We start from the raw sequence: 17816 nt of genomic DNA, 5'->3' as shown, positions 1-17816 counted from the left end.
CCGTTCTTCATCGGTCAACGACACTGGCGGCAGCTTCGAACTCGGCACCCTCACACTCTAACCACTGGCCACGAAATTACGACTCAGGACACTAGGGAAACCGCGGCGCGAGGGTCAACGCAAGTCCGCCATACGGCCGTTAGCCCACCGTGACCGCCGTGGTACGCAATCTCCCGTGACTCTCGACGCGCTCACCCAACGCCTCCGCGACTTCGCCTCCGCCCGCGACTGGGAACCGTTCCACCACCCGAAGAACCTCGTCATGGCCCTCTCCGGCGAAGTCGGCGAGCTCATCTCCCTCTTCCAATGGCTCACCCCCGAAGAGGCCCGCGAGTACCGCTCCGACCCCACCCTGACCACCAACGTCCGCGACGAAATCGCCGACGTCCTCCTCTACCTGGTCCAACTCGCCGACGCCCTGGACATCGACCTCCTCGAAGTGGGCAACGCGAAGGTCGAGCGCAACGAGACCCGCTTCCCGCCCGTGCAGCGTTGACGCACCGTCACACACGCCCAACCTTTGGTTGATACCGCTGCGTTCCGAACTGGGAGAAACTGGGCAAGTGGACAGTTCCCCGCTGGCTTTTTCGACCTGGGTAGGGCAAACCGCCCTCGCCGAGTTCAGACAGATCGGAGTGCACCGCGAGTTCGAAGCCGGCGAACTGCTCTTCATGGAAGACAGCACACCTGGCAACGTGCTCTTCATCGAATCCGGCCTGATCACCGTGTACGTGACCGCGAACGTCGGCACCGAACTGATCCTCGGCATCTATGGTCGTGGGCACCTGCTGTGCGAGGTCAGCGCGCTGGAGCAAACGCCTCGGTCCGCCTCGGGACGCGGCCGGACCGCCGGTGCTGTCACGGAGATCTCCGGCCTGGCCTTTCGAGCGTTCGTGGCACGGCATCCAGAGGCGATGCGCTACATCCTGACGGCGGTCCGGCTGCGCCTGCGCAGAGCCGAGCGAGAACGGCTGTCCTACCTGTCCGTCGACGTGCGGGGCCGAGTGGCGCGCACGCTGCTGACGTGGGCGGAGTCGTTCGGGATTCGCACCGGCAGCCAGGTGACGATCAGTGGGTTCTCGCGCCGTGAGCTGGCCCAGACCGTCGGCGCGTCACCGAAGTCGGTCGACGAAGCGCTCGCAGCATTGACCGCCAACGGTGCTCTCCGAACAGGCCGGTTGCAGTTCGTCTTGAGTGATCTCCCTCGCCTACGCGCCTTGGGAAGTGCCGACAGTTAGCACGGTTTGCCGAAACTGTCTACCTGCTAGACCGTAGTCGCGGGCCCCGCTGGTGCCGAAAACTCTCCGGACCGGATACCGGGAAGGGGAGACACCATGGTTATGCCCAGCTCGAAGGCCGTCTTCGGATACGACGTGATCGGATCCTCCAGCGTCGACGACGACCAGCTCGAACTCCTCCGCGGCGACGCCAAGGAACTGGTCGAGGCCGCTTTGGACAAGGCCGGCATCGACCTAGCCACGCAGCGCAACTATTCGGCCACCGGCGACGGCTCACTGTGCGCGTTCTCCGAGCCCGACCTGCCAGCTCTCATCGACGCCGCGTATGAGCTGCACTGCTTGCTCTACAACCACAATCGCCGCCACCTGCCGACGATCCAGGTGCGCCTGGCCGCGCACGCCGGTCCCGTCGTGGTCTCCGACGGTGAGCACTTCCAACGCCCGACGATCGACCTCGCCCGGCTGCTCGACGCGAAAGAATTCAAGGCGCTGGTGAAGGCCCTCGACGCGCGGCTGGCGGTCACCGCCGCCCTGATCATCTCGGACCAGGCCTACCGCGACGCTGTCAAAGGCGGGCACACTCAAAAATTGACTGCGCACGACTTCGCCCGGCTCGAGGTCGAGAACAAGGAGTTCAGCGCCCACTGCTGGGTCTGGGCTCCCGGCCTCGACCCTGACGCGTTGCCCCAACTCGACCCGTCGCCGACTGCCGCGCCCGCCGCCAGTCCGTCGCACTTCGAAACCCCAGCCGGGACGAGCTCGCAGCACATCGGCGGATCGGTCTACGGCGTTGCCATCGGCGGAAACAACGGCGGGTCGATCACCTCCAACGTCGGCTACCCCGGCGGTCAGCGGTGACGGTCGCGCCGGAGATCGCACCGGCGGACGAGAAGGCGACCGAACCCGCCGCTGAGCCGGACGAGCAGCAGTCCGCCCCGCCGGAGGACCGCACCGAACAACCCTCGGTCACTGGGACCTCGGTGGGTGGGGACAACAACGGCACCGTGATCAACCAGTTCGCTCCAGAGAAGGAAGTCAGGGCCAATCTCGTCGAAGGGCCCGTGACAGACGATCTGATCACACACGCGACCAGGGCTTTCTGCCGCCCGGAAAAGTTCGGCCGGGCTGCCCTGATCCTCCGAAAGCGCCGGCTCGTGGTACTCAGTGGACGATCCAGTGGGAGATCGATGGCCGGAGTCCGGCTTCTTATCGACCGCAACGTCGGCACCCTCCAGCGGCTCGACCCCGCGCGTCCACTCAAAGACTTCGTCTCCTCAGTCAAACGGCGATCCGGGCTGGTCGGCTACCTGTGGGACGACCACACCGGCACCGATTGGGCGGAATCCGACGGCGAACGCACTCTCGGCCAACTCGAGCACACTCTGCGTGAGATGGACGCTTACCTCGTTGTTGCTTTCAACAGCGACGTGAGCCTGAGAACGGTTCCGGAGTATGTCACTGAGCTGATTCCACCACCAACTTCCGACGTCGCGCACGCGCATCTGAAGGCCAAGGGCATACCGCCCGAGCGCTGCCGCGAACTACTGACTCAGATCAAGCTCTCTGAAGTGCTGCCTGGATATAGCAAACCTCGACGCGGCGCGGAGGTCGCACGTCTGCTTGCGGAGGTCGAGTCTGATCAGTACTCGTTCGACGAGGTCGCGCAGACCCTCTACCGGAATGAAGACCACGACGTTCAAGACTGGTTCACCGAGAACCCCAACGCGGCAACCAGGGCTTTGAGCATCACCGTCGCACTTCTAGAAGACTGCCCGTACAACGACATCGCGTCAGCCGCGAAGAAGCTCGAAGATGTCCTCACCAACCCCGAGAACAAGGAGATCTGGCCCTATACGCCACCGGACCTATTCGAACGCACCAGGGACGAAAAACTGAACAACGTCCACGCCACCATCCCACCACAACTCGGTACTGACTACGGCCTCACCAATCCCGAACGGGTGCGCTTCACCCGACCCGACTGGGGAATGCGGCTTCTCCGCTACGCATGGAAGGAGTTCGATCGCATTCGTGCGTTGCTGCACGAATGGCTCGGAAGCTTGTCCGAAGAGCTGCCGGAGGATTCGGACGCCCAGCGTGAGGTGTTCACCCGCTTCGGCAAGTTGATCGCCGCGTCGGCGGAACCTGGGCCACTGCAATGGGTTCGTCCGTGGTTGGAAACCTACGGATCGGGACACCACCACCAGATCGCAGCAATCACGCTCGGTGCACTGTGTACCAACCCCAGCTACGTCCAGACCGTCAAGGACCACCTCAACTGGTGGGCGAGACCCACCGCCCGCAGCCGCTACCGGCACGCGGTTGCCATCGCTTGCCGGGCCGAGTTCGGGAAGGCTTACCCCGAGTTCGCCATGAAGCAACTGGGCAGATTGACCAAGAACTGCGACTCACGTCTGCGGGCGCTGATCCCACCCGCTGTCCGAGAGCTCCTCCAGGAACCGAGCAACCGCAGCCTGGTGCTGAGCAGCCTCGCCTTCTGGCTCGCCGGCGGTGGCGCCCAGGCCAGAGCTATGGCTTACAAGTGTTCCATCGACGCGTTGTCGCTCAACCAGGCACCCGTAACCTTCGCCTCCCGCGAAGAATCGGCGATCCGGATGATCTTCGCCGCATTGATGACCAACACGACCTACCGGCCCGCCGTGATCAAAAATCTCGCAGTCTGGTCCTCATGGTCCGTCAGTGGTCCACACACCGTGGCCAACCAAGCGCTGCTGAGGATCCTATTCACCGGCGATCCGAGTTTCGTGCGCAGGCTCGGCTACGACCTGCGCAGATACATCGAAAGCAATGAAGAAGGCTCCAGGAATCTGGCTCGGCAGCTCGCCCTGACATTGAAGGATATTTGACATGGACGCCGAGACGCCCTACCAGTCCTGGCATGATGTTCGCCGGCACCCGCGGCACTTCGGCGCGATCTTGCGCCATCAATCCCGGAAGAAGCGCAACACCGTGCTCGTAGCCCAACTCCATGATGGGATGTGGGCGAGTTCCAACCTTCACCTCGGCACGACCACGGGCGTGCAGAAGTTGGGTCTGAGCATGGCGAAGCACATCAAGAACCTCTACGAGGTAGGCGTTTCGTCGAACAGCATGACCTTCTCGAGCGTTTTCGAGACCGAGAAAGAGGGCGGCATCGTCGACGGCACAGTCTCGGTGTCCTGGCAGGTCACCGACCCTGTCGCGCTGATCCGGCAGCCAAAGTTCGATCACTTCGACGCCATCCGCAACGCCGTCGAAGACAAGCTGCGCCCGATCGTCCTTCGAACTGCCCTCGAAGAAGTCGAGCAGCTGGCCGAAGTCGCAGACCGCACGCTGGCCCCGATGGTCGCCCTCCGCGAGGGACCGATCTCCTGGGGAAAGGGCGATACCCTCTTTCACCTCAACGGAATGGGTGCGCTTCATCGGCACGCGCTCGAGACCATCCGCCGCGCCCGGATCGTCGATCGCGAGCAGCGAGCCATGGACCAAGAGCGCATCAGCTTCTACGGTGAAGTGATCGACTCCGGCAAAGTCAGCCTGTTGGCCATGATGCTGAGCCAGGACAAGGAAAAGGTCCAGCAAGTCCTCAACTACATCCACACCCACGACATCCCCATCGGCCGCACCCTGCCCGGCATTGACGACCCGTTCCGCAACGCGGTCAGTCGGCTGATGAGCGAAGCCGACGACTTCGATCTGCACGAGATGCGGATGGACTGGCTGAACACCGTCACTTCGCGGGGACGGGAGAGTGAGCTCGCCCGGTTGCGGGAATCGTTGGAGGAGACGTTCACCCACGAAGGCCGAAATGGATCGGGGCCGCGAACCAACGGATCGACGGCCTACTGACCCTCGGATCAGCCGGTCGTGGCAGCTCGGCCGCCTTCACTGACGTACCAGCCACCCACAAGAAGGCCAACGCCGAGCACACCGAAGAAGAACCCACCGCCCAGGGCCAGGCCGCCGAACAGGCTGATCACAGTGATGAGCATGAGCACCAAGCCGACAGCCATCATTGCGCGGCCGCCGACGACTGCGCGCAGGCGCCCGGCAGATTTCGGTGCGGAGTGTGCCGGGACGGACGGCCGAGCCGGGGCGAACTGCTGAGTCGGCTGCGGCGGCGTGGCAAATGTGTCTTCCTCTACCGGCCAGCCCGGAACCGGCTCGTGTAGCGCAGGAGGCGGCACTGGCAGCTCGTAAGTGGGAGACAGCGCAGAAGCAGGCTGGTCGAAGCCAAGAGCCGCCGGAGCCGAGGCGACGTCGATGACCTGGGCACCCAGGTCCGCCGCCCGCGTCAGGCGGGGTTCGGTCGGCGGCACGCTCGCGTCGTACGCGAGGTGGGTGACCGTCGCCGTGAGCTTCTTGGCGAGTTGCACGCCCTCGTCGAGAACGAGGGCGCGAAGCTGGTCGGCCTCGGCGGTGGTGCCGAGCACCAGCACGCGCGTGGCCTTGCGGTCGGTGGCGGTCGGGCGGAGGTCGGCGACGACGTCGGGGACGTCGAGCGCCGTGGCGACCTGGCGTAGCGCGCGGTCCTCGTCGGCGGTCACCACGCCGTCGGCCTCCGCGACCGCGCGCAGCGCCGAGACAAACTCGGCGTGGAGGTGCCGGACGTCGGGCTCCGGCAGGCCCGCTTCGGCGGCCAACCCGGCCAGCGCCCACACCTCTTCGCCGGACAAGTACTCGTCGGCGACGGCCTCGGCGAGCAGGTCCAGGTACGCCGCGCCGGCGGAATCCGCAGTCGAAGGCGAGGTCACGACCCGGGCGACGACGCCAGACATCCAGCCGCGCTCGGCCACCTCGACCTCCGGGCGACGGAGGATGCGCCCGCCCGGGGCGTAGCGCGGGAGCTCGGGATACCGCGGCGGCGCGGCGAACCGCAGCCCGTGCGTACCGACGAGCGCCGTCAGCACCTGCGCGCACGCGCGTGCCGACGCCGACGCGAGGTACGGCGGGAAGTCATCGATGCCGAGCGCCCGCGCGATCGTGGCCAGCCGGTAGTTCGGAAGCCGCAGTGCTTCCTGCGCCGCGGTCGCCGTCGAGACGCCCGGGAGTGCCGGCAGCCGCACACCCACGCGGGCCACCTCCTCTGCGAGAAACCCTTGGACCAGCGGCAAATCGTGCGCCACCACCACTGCGCCGCGGCACAGGTCCAGCAACGGCCCGAGGACATCCGCGAACGACGGCGCACCGGCCAGGTCTCCGGCGGTGATCCGGTGCGGCCCGCTCCAACTCGCCGGCAGCGACCGGCCGGGGTCGATCAGCGTCGCCAGCTCCCCCAGCACGACGCCGTCACCCCGCACTCGCACTGCTCCCAGCTCGACGATCCGGCCCGTGCGCAGGCCGGTGGTCTTCACGTCGATCGCCGTGAAATCGACCCCGCGACCGGACAGCCGTCCACTGCGGGTGAGCGGCAGGAATTCGATCAAGTCGGCCATCGAGTCTGCACTTTCTTCCGGGAGGGTTCCGCGGAGGATCGCTCATGCGCAGTTGATCGTGACAGCCTTTTCCCGAATTCCCGAATCCGTGACAATTTCGTGATATCAACTCGGGGCCGTTCAGGTGATGATGGTCAGTTGCGCGTCACGGGCGTAACGCCGACGGGTTTTCCGACGAGAACCAGTCAGCACATCGCAGCCAGGATCGAGGAATTCCCGAATGCATCCCACCCCGGCGCCTTCCGCGCGCCCCCGGAAGCGTTTTCCGAAGTGGCTGATGGTCACGCTCGGCGTCTTCGTAGTTCTGTTCGTCCTGGGCGCCATTTTCGGCAAGGCCCCCGAGACGCCGACGCAGCCCGTCGCCGCGCCCGCGGCCCCCGCCACGACCACGCCGGCCGCGCCCACGACCACCACTTCGACGCCGCCGCCCGTCACGTACACCGTGGACAAGGTCGTGGACGGCGCCACCGTCGAGCTCGCGGGCAGCGACGGCACCCACCGGACCGTGCACGTCCTCGGCGTCACCGTGGCGACCGGGAACAACTGCTACGCAACGGAAACGCTGGCCTGGGCGACGAGCAAGCTCGCCGGTGCCGCGATCAAACTCACCACTGACACGACCACCGGCGTCGCGCTCGCCCTCGCGGACGGCACCGACTACGCGACGGCCGCGGTGCAGAACGGCTACGCCAAGTTCGCCGTCGACGCGACGTCAACAGCCCTGCAAGCTGCGGAAACGGCGGCTCGCCAGGCGGCGGCTGGCCTGTGGGCGGCGCCGTGCAAGGGCGCGATCGACGCCCCGACGCCTCAGGCTCCCGCCCCGCCGGCACCGCCGGAGACCAAGAACAAGGAAGCCGTGGCGCCACCGGTGCGGACGACGGAAGAGCAGCCCGACCCGAAACCGGACACATCCTCGGTCTACTTCAAGAACTGCACCGCGGCCAAAGCGGCCGATGCCGCGCCGCTGTACGCCGGTGAACCCGGTTATCGGTCAGCACTGGACCGCGATCACGACGGCGTAGCCTGCGAGGATTAGAAACAGATGAAAGGCGGCCGGCGGGCGAACCCGCCGGCCGCCTCCCGTGTCAAGAAATCGCCGGAACGTTTTCCTCAAGATCATTGAGCAAAGCGTGTACCGGCGCCCAGCACAACATGACACTGTCCTGGTCGAACCTCGGCTGCTCGGCCAATTCCTTACGCGGATGCACGAAGTTCCGAAAATCGCGGACGGTGTGCACGAACTTGGTCGCGTCTAGTTGGATCCAGTCCTTTCCGTGGGCAATGTCGATCATCTGCTGCAGCGTGACTCGATCCGGCTTGTTGCGCCGCCCCGGATCTCGAGGGTTCGGGAACCCCTTCTCCCGCAACTCCTCATCGCGCTCCAGCAGCAGCTGCAACAACAGCCCCTCAACGATGCTCCCGATCCCGATCACCGCCATCGTGTAGGCCCCACCGCTCTCGCAGATCCGGGTCTCCTCCAGCCGCCCCATCAGCATGTTGATGGTCACCGGATCGGCCAGCAGTTTCTCCAGCCGGCGGCGGAAATCGGCGGGTTCGGAGAACGTCGGCTGCTTCCCGTCCGGGCCGAGGCGCCCGACCACGGGACGGCCGGACACCACCGTCACCACCAAGCCCTCAGGCGCCAGCTTCTCGTTGACCACCGCACGGAACTCGTCGGCGATCACCGCGCCCTCGTCGTATTCGATCGGGTCGCACACGCGGCAGAGGAACCGTTCGACGTCCGCGCGGTTATCCCGACGCTCCTCGAGCTGCTCGGTCAGCCACGGGATGCGCGGCGAGCCGTCGTACTCCGGCGGATCGGCCCAGCCCGCGCTGGCCAGCAGTTCGGTGAGCTGGTAGCCCTTGCGCTCGTACGGGCCGCCCATGTCCACGACCACCTCGGCGAGCCGTTCGACCGTCCTGGAGTCCAGCGGGAACATCAGTTCTCCTCCTTGTCTGCGAGCTGCTGGGCGATCTCGATCGCCCGGCTCAAGCGCTCGACGATTACAGAGCCGCGCTTGAAGAACCCGAGCTCAGTCATGGCCTGCTGGAGCCGGTCGTCGCTGTCGAGCAGGAGGCCGTCGCTCATCAGCCAGTAGCAGATCTCGATGAGCTGCCGTTCGGTGTACTCCTTGATCTTCAAGCCCCGCGGCACGTCAGGCCTCGGTCCCCGAGCCACCGGAACAGCGGCGACAACCGGCGCCGCCGGTACGAGCAGCTCGACGACCGCGGGTTCAGCATCGGCGTCGGCCATCGCTTTCTCCCAGGCCGCCACGATCTTGTCGGTCTCTCCGACGGGGTCTGCGAACCATGCCGAGGACCACAGCCGGTGGAACCGCCAGCCGAGCGTCTCGAGGTGCGTCTGCCGAAGCCGGTCGCGGTCCCGCGCGCTGTGCGAGCTGTGGTACTTGTGCCCGTCGGCCTCGACGGCGAGCACCATGCGGCCCGGATCGTCGCGGTGCGCGAGCGCGAAGTCGATCCGGTAGTCGGAGAAACCCCACTGGGCGAACACAGGCACGCCGCGGCCCTTCAGCGCGACGTCGATAGCTCGCTCGAAGCCGTTCAGCTCGCCGGCGACCTGTCGGCCGACCGCGTCGATCGAGCCTCGCCGCTCAGCGAACTCGAGGTAGCGGCGCAACAACTCCGTCCCCGTCACACGTTCGGAGGGCCGCAGATCAGCGGCGGTGAACGACGCCACCACCGTCATCCGCCGCTTCGCGCGCGTAACGGCGACGTTCAGCCGCCGCTCGCTGCCCTGCTGGTTGAGGATGCCGAACGCCGTGTAGTTGATTTTCCCCGCCGCGTCACGGGCAACGCCGACGCTGAGGATGATCGCGTCGCGCTCGTCGCCTTGAACGTTCTCCAGGTTCTTGACGAAGAACCGCCGGCCGAGCTCGATCTCGCCCGAGAAGAAGTCCTCCAGCTCGGGGTGGCCCCGCCGGGCTTCGCGCAGCGCCCGCTCGACCCGCGCCTGGTGCTTCATGCCGGGCGTGATCACACCGAGGCTCTCGTCGGGACGAAGCCGTGCGTGCTCCAGCACCAGCTCGACCACGCGGGCGACCTCGGCCGGCGCGGAGCCGTTCTGCCCCGGCGACGCTTCGCCGTGCACCACCTCCAGCGTCACCGGACTTTCTTGGTGGGCGCCGGGGAAAGTGACCAAGCCGTTGCGGTAGATCTCGCGGTTGGAGAACGCGATCAGCCGCTCGTCGGCGCTGCGGTAGTGCCAGCTCAGCATCTCGGTGTTGGGCACTACGGGCCGCAGCGCCGTCAGGATGGACTCGAAGTCCGAGAGCTCACCGGAGAAGTCTTCGTCCTCTTCGTCGTCGGTCACGGCGCGGTCGAAGAACGCCGACGGCGGCAACTGCTTTTCATCGCCGGCAACCACCAGCCGGTGGCCGCGCATGATCGACGTGATGGCGTCGTGCGGGCGGATCTGGCTCGCCTCGTCGAACACGACCAGGTCGAACAGCCGCGCGGCGGGCAACATCCGGCTCACGACCAGTGGCGACATCGCCCAGCACGGCCGCAGTGCGAGCAACACGTCCGACGCCTGCTCCACCAGCTTGCGGGTCGGCATGTGCCGGGTCTTGAGGCTCGCCTGCTTCTTCAGCACGCTCGCCTGCTCAGGGTGCTGCTCCTTCGCCTCCTTGACCTGCCGCGCCACCGCCCGGCGCACCCGCGCGGCCGAGATCGCGCGGTGCTCGACGTCCTGGGTACGGAACTCGTCGGCCGCGCGAGTCTGGCGCTCGGCGACGAACTGCGCGAGCTCCGGCACGGCCAGCTTCAGCTCGTCTTCGATGGAAGCCAGCCAGACGCGGGTGAACGCGACCCAAGCGCCGTCGGCGTCCAGTTTCCGGGCCACGATCTCCTCCACGAGCTGACCCAGCCCGAGCTGCCGGAACCGGTCCTGCAGGGCGATCAACGTCGGCATCTTGAACAACATGTCCTGGTCGGCGCGCAGCTCACCCAGGCGCTGCTCGATCTGCGGCGCCGGCCCGTTCTCCAGATCCGGGCGCCGAGCCGAGAGGGCGACTGCCGCGAGCTGACGACGCAGCTCGGCGTAGTCCTTCATCATCTGGTCCAAGCCCGTGACGTGCGCGGGCTGCGTGTGGCGGCCGCCCAGCGCCTGCCACTGGTCGCGTTGCCCTGCGATGCGCATGAGCTGCGCGTGCAGCTCGGGCTTCTTCGTGATGTGTCGGGTGGACATCGCGCGGACGTGCTTGACGAGCGCGCGGCGCTGCTTCCAAGGCAGCTGCTGCGGGTAACGGGCGCGGGCGGCGCGATCGGCCGTCGCGTAGCAGAAGGCGTCGAGGTGGGTGCCGAAGATGTCCGGGCCGAAGGCCTGCACGCTCGAGGAAACCTGGTCGAGCAGCTCCAGCACGTCCTGCCAGCCCGCGATGTCGCGCGGTGGCATGAGACCAGTCTGGCTGAGCAGCGCCTGCATGCCGTCCTGGCCGCGCTTGAGCGTCTTGCCGGCCAGTTGGTCGAGCTCGGCCAGCACCCGCCGCGCGTCGTCCGTCGTGCGGACTTCAGCGTTGCACCACGGGGTCTCACGCCGCAGCAGACGCGGGCCTCCCACCAAGACGAAGTCGCGCAGCTCCTGTTCGAGCTTCTGGACCGCGGTGGCGTTGAGGGCTTGCAGCTGAGCACCGCGGAACGCGCCGGGCAGTCGATCACCAGGCGGAAGCGACAGCAGCCGGTCGCGGACCTCGTACGCGCTCAGCCCCCATGGCTCGTGCACAGCGTGCAGTTCGCGCGACTGGTCCAGCAGCCGCTGTCGCGCGCCGGAAAGGCGGCCGTGCAGCGGCTCGGCGTCCACTGGTGGCTGTCGCGTGACGGCCTCCAAGCTGTCCGAAAGCTGCTTGGCGACGTCGCGCTTGCTGATCTTCTGCTGGTGCAGGTCGAGGACCAGCCCGCCGAGCTGCACGTCGGCCAGCCGGTTGAGCACCGCCTCGATCGCCGCGCGCTTCTCGGCGACGAACAGCACCTTCTTCCCGATCGCTGCCGCCCCGGCGATGATGTTGGCGATCGTCTGGCTCTTACCGGTGCCCGGCGGGCCTTCGATGAACAGGTGCTGCCCGGCCAACGCGGTCATGATCGCGCGGTGCTGCGACGAATCCGCGTCCTGCACCAGGAACTCGTCGGCGGGCTGGAGCTGATCCACCGGCGGCGGCGAGAACCCGGACGCCTCACCGGCGAGCTCGGCCGCGGCCGGCAGGTAGCCGGCGATCGCGGCGACGAGGTCATGGCTCGCCAGCAGCTCGGTGGCGTTCGCGAGGTCCTCGACCATGGGGAGCTTGACGTAGTTGAACGTGCCGAGCACGACCTCGTTCTGCAGCGTGAGCTTCACGTTCTGCGCTGCGGCCACGGCGGCGAGCTCGCCGAACACGGCTTCGACCTGCTCCGCGTGCCCGGCGCCGGAGGCGAGCACGTTCTCTACGTGCGCCGCGAAGTTCTCCGGGATGGTGATGCCGTAGTGCTCGTCGAGGACGTACAGCAGCACCGGGTTGATCTCGACGTCCTCGCCCGGCTCCACGGTGAAGTCACTCTCCGCCGAGGTTCGCGGCTTCAGCGTCATCGGCCGCAGCAGCACCGGAGCACGCAACGTCGGCACGGGCTTGGACCCCTTGTGCTGCTGGGGATCCGTGACCACGAAGCCCATCGCGATCCGGCCGACCTCCACGCCCTGCTCTTCTTCGAACAGCAGGATCCGGCGGGCCAGGCTCTGCGCACTGGTGCAGGCGGCCCGGTGGCGCTCGGGATCGGGGAACAGCGCCCGTAGGGTGAGCTTGGCGCCACCGGTCACGGTGGCGAGCGCGTCCGGGTCGGCGGTCGTCAGGTCGAGGCTGCCCGTCTTCGTGTTCTTGAAGACGACCATCGTGTTGTTGTGGCTGACGTCGATCAGCCGGTTTCGCCACTTGTCGGCCTGCGCCGCGACCAGCTCAAGCCGTGGCGGGTCGATCTGCGCGGTCATACCGCTTCGTCTCCTCGGCAGAACGGTTCTTCGGACCTGTTGTGGCACAGGGCCCGCCGTTCTGCGACGAGCCGTACAGAATGGCAGAAGATCAAGCCCGGCGGAAGAGACCTGCGAGAGCGCCATCCTCCGTCACCGGAGAGGAAGATCGCGATGGCCCGGGGATTCGTGTCAGGTGCCGGCGGCGAACCACCCGTTCGGCTGCTTTTCGTCTCGATCAGGCAACTTTGCCTGCGGGACAGCGAATTATGTGGATCCGCGGCTCGTCGACGGTCTGCTCGTCGTCACCACCTGCTGCACCGGCAGTGTCTCGGGCGGGCGCAGGAACGCGACCAACAGCAGAGTCGCGACGGCCACCGCCAGGGCCGCGACCACGACGATCCGCATCAGGCCGACGGGCGGCGCAGGCAGAGGACCAGCCCGGCGGACGCAGCAGCCGCGATCAACGCACCCGCGGCGACCAGTGACGGATAGCCGCCGGATGGGGATATCGGCGTTTCCGGAATTGCGCCCACCGGATTTCCCGGTTCCGCCTGCGCTACCGGCGAAGCGATGTCGGGCATATCGCCGTGCCGCCGGAACCGTTACGGATCAATTCCGAACGATTTCCCGCGGCAACCTGATCGGGTACATCCGGTGATTTTCCGCCGCGCCGCCATCCCGCCGCCATCCCGCCGACGCCGCGCCGACAACGCACCCCCGACGTGTCCTCGGGCACCAGCACCGGCGACGGCCGCCCCGAAGCCGTAACCTCGGGGTATGCCGATCCAGGTGCTGCTCGTCGACGACCACGAACTGGTCCGCCGCGGCCTGCGCGACCTGTTGGGCGACGAGGCGGACATCGAGGTGGTCGCCGAGGCCGGGGGCGTCGAGGAGGCGCTGGCCGTCGCGATGCACGTGGAGCCGGATGTCGCGGTGGTCGACGTCCGCCTCGGCGACGGCGACGGCATCACCCTGTGCCGCGAGCTGCGCTCCAAGCCCAACCCGCCGGCCTGCCTCATGCTCACCGCCTTCGACGACGAGGAAGCCATGGTCGGCGCGATCATGGCGGGCGCGGCGGGTTATCTGCTCAAGCAGGTGCGTGGCCAGGACGTGGTCAACGCCGTCCGCGAGGTCGCCGCCGGCCACTCCCTGCTCGACCCCGTCTCCACGGCCCGCGTGCTCGACAAACTGCGCCACCCGCCCACCGACGACCTCGCCGCCCTCACCGACCGCGAGCGCGACGTCCTGGAGCTCATCGGCCAGGGCATGTCCAACCGCGAAATCGCCGAACGCCTCTTCCTGGCCGAAAAAACGGTCAAGAACTACGTCACCTCGGTCCTCGCCAAGCTCGGCATGCAACGCCGCACCCAAGCCGCCGCCTGGATCGCCCGCCGCGGCAAGTGATGCCCGAAAACGCATACCCCCCCCCGTCGTTCCGGCCGAAGGTCCCCGCCGATCCGGCGTATGACCACTGGCTGACCTACCGCGTCGAACGCCGGATCCTCGTGGTGACGCGCACGGTCACCACCGTGACGCGGCTGCTGGACATCCTGTCGCTGCTGGAAGACGATCACCGCGTACAGGTCGTGTTCACGTTCGACGACCGGCGGCGAGCGGTGTTCGGCGCGGGCCTGGCGGAGTTCCTGGCCGGGCTCGAGGCGCTCGTCCTGCCGTGGGAGCAGGCCTTGGCGACCACCTTCGACCTGGCCATAGCCGCGAGCGAGAACGACGACCTGGCCGAGCTGAAGTGCCCGGTGCTGCTCGTGCCGCACGGGATCGGGCACCAGAAGTACTACCCGCGCACGAAAACGATCTCCGGGCTCAACCCCGCGCGCCTGCACGGTGATCGCCTCCGGATCGGGCTCTCCCACGGCAACCAGCTGAGCCAACTCCGGGAGCACCGCCGGCGGGCCGTCGTGATCGGGGATCCGTGCCACGACCGGATGCTGGCCAGCGCCCACCGCGTGCCGCACTTCAGAAGGGTGCTCGGTGCCGCGGACCGCACGCACGTCGTGCTGGCGTCGACGTGGGGACCGCAGTCGCTGATCGGCTCGGATCCGCGGCTGCCGCACCGGTTTCTGGCCGGACTGCCGCTCGACGAGTACCGCGTGAGCCTCGTGCTGCACCCCGGCGTGTGGTCGGCGCACAGCGCGTTGCAGGTGCGCGCCGTCCTGGCGTCCGCGAGACGCAGTGGGCTCGCGGTGATCCCCCCGCAACGTGGCTGGCAGGCGACGGTCCTGTCGGCCGACTGCGTGGTCTCCGACTGCGGTTCGATGCCGCTGTACGCCACAGCTGCCGGCGTGCCCGTGGTGATGGCGAGCCCCGTCGCCGACACCGTCGTGGCCGGTTCGCCGCTCGCCGATCTGGTGGCGCGGGCGCCACGGCTGGACGAACGCCCGCTCGCCGACCAGCTGGCTGCCGCGATCACGAACGGTCCCATCGACGGTCCGGCCGCCGAAGCCGTCGAGTATCCGGGCAAGTGCGCGGAGCTCCTCAGGGCGCTGTTGTACGACCTGTTGGACCTGCCGGAACCCGCGCGCCCCGCCGTGTTTCCGCCGGTCGACGACCCCACACCTGAGGTCCAGACGCCGGCCGCGCTGCGCGTGAGCGTCCGGTGCGAAGGTGCTGACCTGGTCGTTCGCCGCTTTCCCGCCGCCGTGCCCCAGTTGGGTGGGCCGCTGCCGGGCCAGCACGTCGTTGCCCACGCCGAACTCGCCACCCTCGCCGAGCTCGAGGGCGCGGCCGTCGTCCACCGCGAGCTGGGTCGTGACTTCGCCGGCTGGGCCGCCGACACCGCACGACGTCGCCCGAACGCCCGGCTCCTCGCCGAAACCGCACCCGGCTTGTGTCGCGTGTGGACGGACGGGGTGACCACCGACCTTCGCACCACCGCGGACGTCGATCCGCTGCTGCTGGCGTCAGCGGCCCAGTGGCGCACGGTGCGGCGCCTGCCGTTGACGGATCTACGGGTACGCGTCGGCGACCGGACGATCTGATTACGCGGGCAAGCCGTACCAAAGCTTGTGGTACAGGCGTTCCCGCCGCGGGTGCCGCGACGCCTCGTACCGCTGCCACACGCCGGACCAGTGCTGACGCGCGAGGTCGTGGCCGCCGGCGCGCCACGCGGCGTCGCCGATCGCTTCGCCGAACTCCAGGTCGTACTGGTTGCTGCCGGCGCCATTGGCCAGCCGCCACGCTTCCGGAAGCAGTGCGAGCGCCTCGGTCGGCCGGCGCGTCTCGGCGAACACCTTCGCCCGAACGAGCCAGACCTGCGCCCGGTCACGGTCGTGCCGGGGGAGGGTGTGGTTTTCCGCTTCGTGCAGCAACTCCAGCGCTTCCGTGAACTGCTTCAGGGAGACGAGGACGTTGGCCAGCATGCGGGCGTGCAGGCCGCGGCCGCGGTGCGGTCCGCCGCCCGCGCTGAGGCCGCGGGTGATCTCAAGCGCGGCGCGGTAGGACGTCTCGGCCTCGGCGAGCTGCCCCTGTTCGCGGTGGAACAGACCACGGAACTCCAGCACCGACGCCGAAAGTTCCGGGTTCGGCTCCGGTAATTTCAGCATGGCGTCGTTCGCCTGCTCGAACGCGCGCGCCGCTCGGTCGAATTCGCCGACCAGCGAGAGGATCCGCCCGTACATGCTGATCATCCGGGCTTCGAGCGCCGGCGCCGGGTTGGTCCTGAGCCCGCGGTCGAGGATCGCTTCGAGGTCCCGGTGCAGCCCGCGGTGGAGGCCGACGACCTCGATCGCGCCGCAGATCTGCGTGAGCTCCCGGTGGAAGCCGACGTCGAGTGCGGCGCCGGCCAGGGCCCGGTACGTCGGGAGCTCGGCCACGAGCCAGTCGACCTCGTGCCGTTCGAAATCGTGGATTTCGGTGCCAGGAGGGAGATTCGTGTCGTAGAGGCGCAGCCGCTCCGGGCCCGATTTCTGGAAATCGGCCTGCACAGCGCGCGAAGCGTAGAAGCGGACGAGCCGGGCGAACGCTTCTTCGGTCCCGCTCGTGTTCCCGGTCCGGCGCACGGCCTGGCGAGCCTGGCTGCCGAGCCGCAGCCGACCGTCCGCGTCCCTTGTCACGAACACTTGTGCGTGCAGCTCGGCGAGCAGCGCCGGGACCTGGGACTTCGGCCGTCCGAAGATCGCCACCGCGACTTCGTTCGTAAAGCTCGGTCCGGGAAACACCGTGAGCAGCCGGCACAGCTCCGCGGCGCCGTCGGACAGCCCCGCCAGCGCCTCGTCGTACGCGTGGCTCACGGGGCCGAGCGAGCCGCCGCCCTCGAGCTCGGTCGCGACGGCCGCCAGTGGCCGCGGCGTCACCGCGGCGAAGGACCGCACGCGGCTCGCGGCCACGACCAGCGCCGCGGGGACACGGTCGCACTGCGCCAGGAGTTTCTGCGCGCCTTCGGGATCGCTGTGCACGAGCTGCTGCGAACAGATCGCTTCGAGGAGCTGCCGGTCGGCGCCGTCCTCGAGCTGGCCGAGCGGGACGGGCGCGAAGCGGAGGAGAAAGTCGTCTTCCGGGGCCGACGTCAGGGCCAGCACCAGGCTCATCGGCGACGCCGGGACGAGACCGTTGAGCTCTTCGGCGCTTTCGACGTCGTCGAAGACCACGAGCAGTCGCAGGGGCTGGAGCACCTCGTCGTACTGGACGGCGAGGTCGTCGTCGGCCGTGCTGAGCACCTCGATGCCCAGGCGGGACAGGATGAACGCCTTGATCCGGTTACGGCCCAGCGATCCGCCCGGGCCGTCGCGGAAGTCGGCGAGGTTCACCAGCAGGGCACCGTCGGGGTAGGAAGATTTGCTGTGCACCGCGAAGTGCTCGGCCGCGGCGGTCTTGCCGATGCCGGACGGGCCGGTCAACAGAGCCGTGCCAGTGCGGCCGCTCAGCTGCTGCCACACCGCGACCCGGTCGACGAACAGCGGCGACCGCGGGACGATCCACGGTGGATTCCTGCTTGTCGTCAGGTCCACTTCGGCCAGAGCTTTGAGCTGGTGGATGGCCTCGGGGTTCTCGGCGAGAAGCCGCTCCACGGCCTTCTCGAGCGCGGCGGGATCGTTGCTCAGCCGGCGGGTCAGGCGGCCCCACAGGTACTCGCCGACCTTGCTGCCGACGGTGAACGCCAGCCCGACGGATTGCTTGACGAGCTCGGCGATCAGCACGTCGTCGCTCACGTGTCTCCCCCTCATGCGTCCT

The 17816-nt window shown here is 67.9% G+C and carries 13 protein-coding genes; 8 read left to right on the top strand and 5 right to left on the bottom strand.

Translation table 11 applies throughout. The features are described from left to right. Positions 1 to 175 precede the first annotated feature (175 nt). The 5 genes from ABZU76_RS07380 to ABZU76_RS07360 all read left to right on the top strand — a co-directional run bounded on the left by ABZU76_RS07380 (position 176) and on the right by ABZU76_RS07360 (position 5087). Positions 176 to 496, top strand: a complete 321-nt coding sequence (locus tag ABZU76_RS07380) for a nucleotide pyrophosphohydrolase (protein WP_354865959.1) — start codon at positions 176 to 178, stop codon at positions 494 to 496. A gap of 67 nt (positions 497 to 563) precedes the next feature. After that, positions 564 to 1238: a Crp/Fnr family transcriptional regulator gene (locus tag ABZU76_RS07375; protein WP_354865957.1), complete on the top strand. Its 675-nt coding sequence runs from the start codon at positions 564 to 566 to the stop codon at positions 1236 to 1238. A 96-nt stretch (positions 1239 to 1334) separates the two neighbouring features. Beyond that, the gene (locus tag ABZU76_RS07370; RefSeq protein ID WP_354865955.1) at positions 1335 to 2096 is read left to right on the top strand and encodes a hypothetical protein; all 762 of its coding nucleotides are present in this window, start codon (positions 1335 to 1337) and stop codon (positions 2094 to 2096) included. Beyond that, the gene (locus tag ABZU76_RS07365) at positions 2093 to 4105 is read left to right on the top strand and encodes a hypothetical protein (RefSeq protein WP_354865953.1); all 2013 of its coding nucleotides are present in this window, start codon (positions 2093 to 2095) and stop codon (positions 4103 to 4105) included. The genes ABZU76_RS07370 and ABZU76_RS07365 overlap by 4 nt, the downstream gene beginning before the upstream one ends. A gap of 1 nt (position 4106) precedes the next feature. Beyond that, complete coding sequence (locus tag ABZU76_RS07360; RefSeq protein WP_354865951.1) at positions 4107 to 5087, top strand: hypothetical protein; 981 nt, start codon at positions 4107 to 4109, stop codon at positions 5085 to 5087. A gap of 8 nt (positions 5088 to 5095) precedes the next feature. On the opposite strand, the gene ABZU76_RS07355 is transcribed toward ABZU76_RS07360, so the two are convergent. After that, complete coding sequence (locus tag ABZU76_RS07355) at positions 5096 to 6673, bottom strand: exonuclease domain-containing protein (RefSeq protein ID WP_354865949.1); 1578 nt, start codon at positions 6671 to 6673, stop codon at positions 5096 to 5098. A gap of 220 nt (positions 6674 to 6893) precedes the next feature. Here ABZU76_RS07355 and ABZU76_RS07350 point away from each other — a divergent pair, with 220 nt between their 5' ends. Beyond that, a complete protein-coding gene (locus tag ABZU76_RS07350; RefSeq protein WP_354865947.1) occupies positions 6894 to 7709 on the top strand; it encodes an excalibur calcium-binding domain-containing protein in 816 nt (271 codons plus the stop codon). 49 nt (positions 7710 to 7758) lie between these two features. Here the strand turns inward: ABZU76_RS07350 and ABZU76_RS07345 are convergent, their stop codons facing one another. From ABZU76_RS07345 to ABZU76_RS07335, 3 genes are all read right to left on the bottom strand, one after another. Next, entirely contained in the window at positions 7759 to 8613 is an 855-nt protein-coding gene (locus ABZU76_RS07345; protein WP_354865945.1) for a hypothetical protein, read from the bottom strand. Continuing rightward, complete coding sequence (locus tag ABZU76_RS07340; RefSeq protein WP_354865943.1) at positions 8613 to 12647, bottom strand: AAA domain-containing protein; 4035 nt, start codon at positions 12645 to 12647, stop codon at positions 8613 to 8615. Before ABZU76_RS07340 ends, ABZU76_RS07345 begins: the two co-directional genes overlap by 1 nt. Positions 12648 to 12893: 246 nt before the next feature. Beyond that, on the bottom strand, positions 12894 to 13034 hold the full coding sequence (locus ABZU76_RS07335) for a hypothetical protein (protein ID WP_354865941.1): 141 nt from the start codon (positions 13032 to 13034) through the stop codon (positions 12894 to 12896). A gap of 372 nt (positions 13035 to 13406) precedes the next feature. Between ABZU76_RS07335 and ABZU76_RS07330 the strand changes: the two genes are divergently transcribed. Beyond that, the gene (locus ABZU76_RS07330) at positions 13407 to 14033 is read left to right on the top strand and encodes a response regulator transcription factor (RefSeq protein ID WP_220245566.1); all 627 of its coding nucleotides are present in this window, start codon (positions 13407 to 13409) and stop codon (positions 14031 to 14033) included. After that, a complete protein-coding gene (locus ABZU76_RS07325) occupies positions 14033 to 15625 on the top strand; it encodes a hypothetical protein (protein WP_354865938.1) in 1593 nt (530 codons plus the stop codon). The genes ABZU76_RS07330 and ABZU76_RS07325 overlap by 1 nt, the downstream gene beginning before the upstream one ends. Here the strand turns inward: ABZU76_RS07325 and ABZU76_RS07320 are convergent, their stop codons facing one another. Beyond that, a complete protein-coding gene (locus ABZU76_RS07320; protein WP_354865936.1) occupies positions 15626 to 17794 on the bottom strand; it encodes a hypothetical protein in 2169 nt (722 codons plus the stop codon). It lies immediately after the preceding gene. Positions 17795 to 17816: the final 22 nt, after the last annotated feature.

It is taken from the genome of Amycolatopsis sp. NPDC005232 (assembly GCF_040607795.1).
Taxonomy (GTDB): domain Bacteria; phylum Actinomycetota; class Actinomycetes; order Mycobacteriales; family Pseudonocardiaceae; genus Amycolatopsis.
This window is presented reverse-complemented; position numbering and strand designations above follow the sequence as displayed.

Excerpts from the sequence above, each read along its gene's own strand:
- ABZU76_RS07370 (WP_354865955.1), top strand. The coding sequence starts at position 1,335 with ATGGTTATGCCCAGCTCGAAGGCCGTCTTCGGATACGACGTGATCGGA.
- ABZU76_RS07360 (WP_354865951.1), top strand. The coding sequence starts at position 4,107 with ATGGACGCCGAGACGCCCTACCAGTCCTGGCATGATGTTCGCCGGCAC.
- ABZU76_RS07355 (WP_354865949.1), bottom strand. The coding sequence starts at position 6,673 with ATGGCCGACTTGATCGAATTCCTGCCGCTCACCCGCAGTGGACGGCTG.
- ABZU76_RS07350 (WP_354865947.1), top strand. The coding sequence starts at position 6,894 with ATGCATCCCACCCCGGCGCCTTCCGCGCGCCCCCGGAAGCGTTTTCCG.
- ABZU76_RS07345 (WP_354865945.1), bottom strand. The coding sequence starts at position 8,613 with ATGTTCCCGCTGGACTCCAGGACGGTCGAACGGCTCGCCGAGGTGGTC.
- ABZU76_RS07340 (WP_354865943.1), bottom strand. The coding sequence starts at position 12,647 with ATGACCGCGCAGATCGACCCGCCACGGCTTGAGCTGGTCGCGGCGCAG.
- ABZU76_RS07335 (WP_354865941.1), bottom strand. The coding sequence starts at position 13,034 with ATGCGGATCGTCGTGGTCGCGGCCCTGGCGGTGGCCGTCGCGACTCTG.
- ABZU76_RS07330 (WP_220245566.1), top strand. The coding sequence starts at position 13,407 with ATGCCGATCCAGGTGCTGCTCGTCGACGACCACGAACTGGTCCGCCGC.
- ABZU76_RS07325 (WP_354865938.1), top strand. The coding sequence starts at position 14,033 with ATGCCCGAAAACGCATACCCCCCCCCGTCGTTCCGGCCGAAGGTCCCC.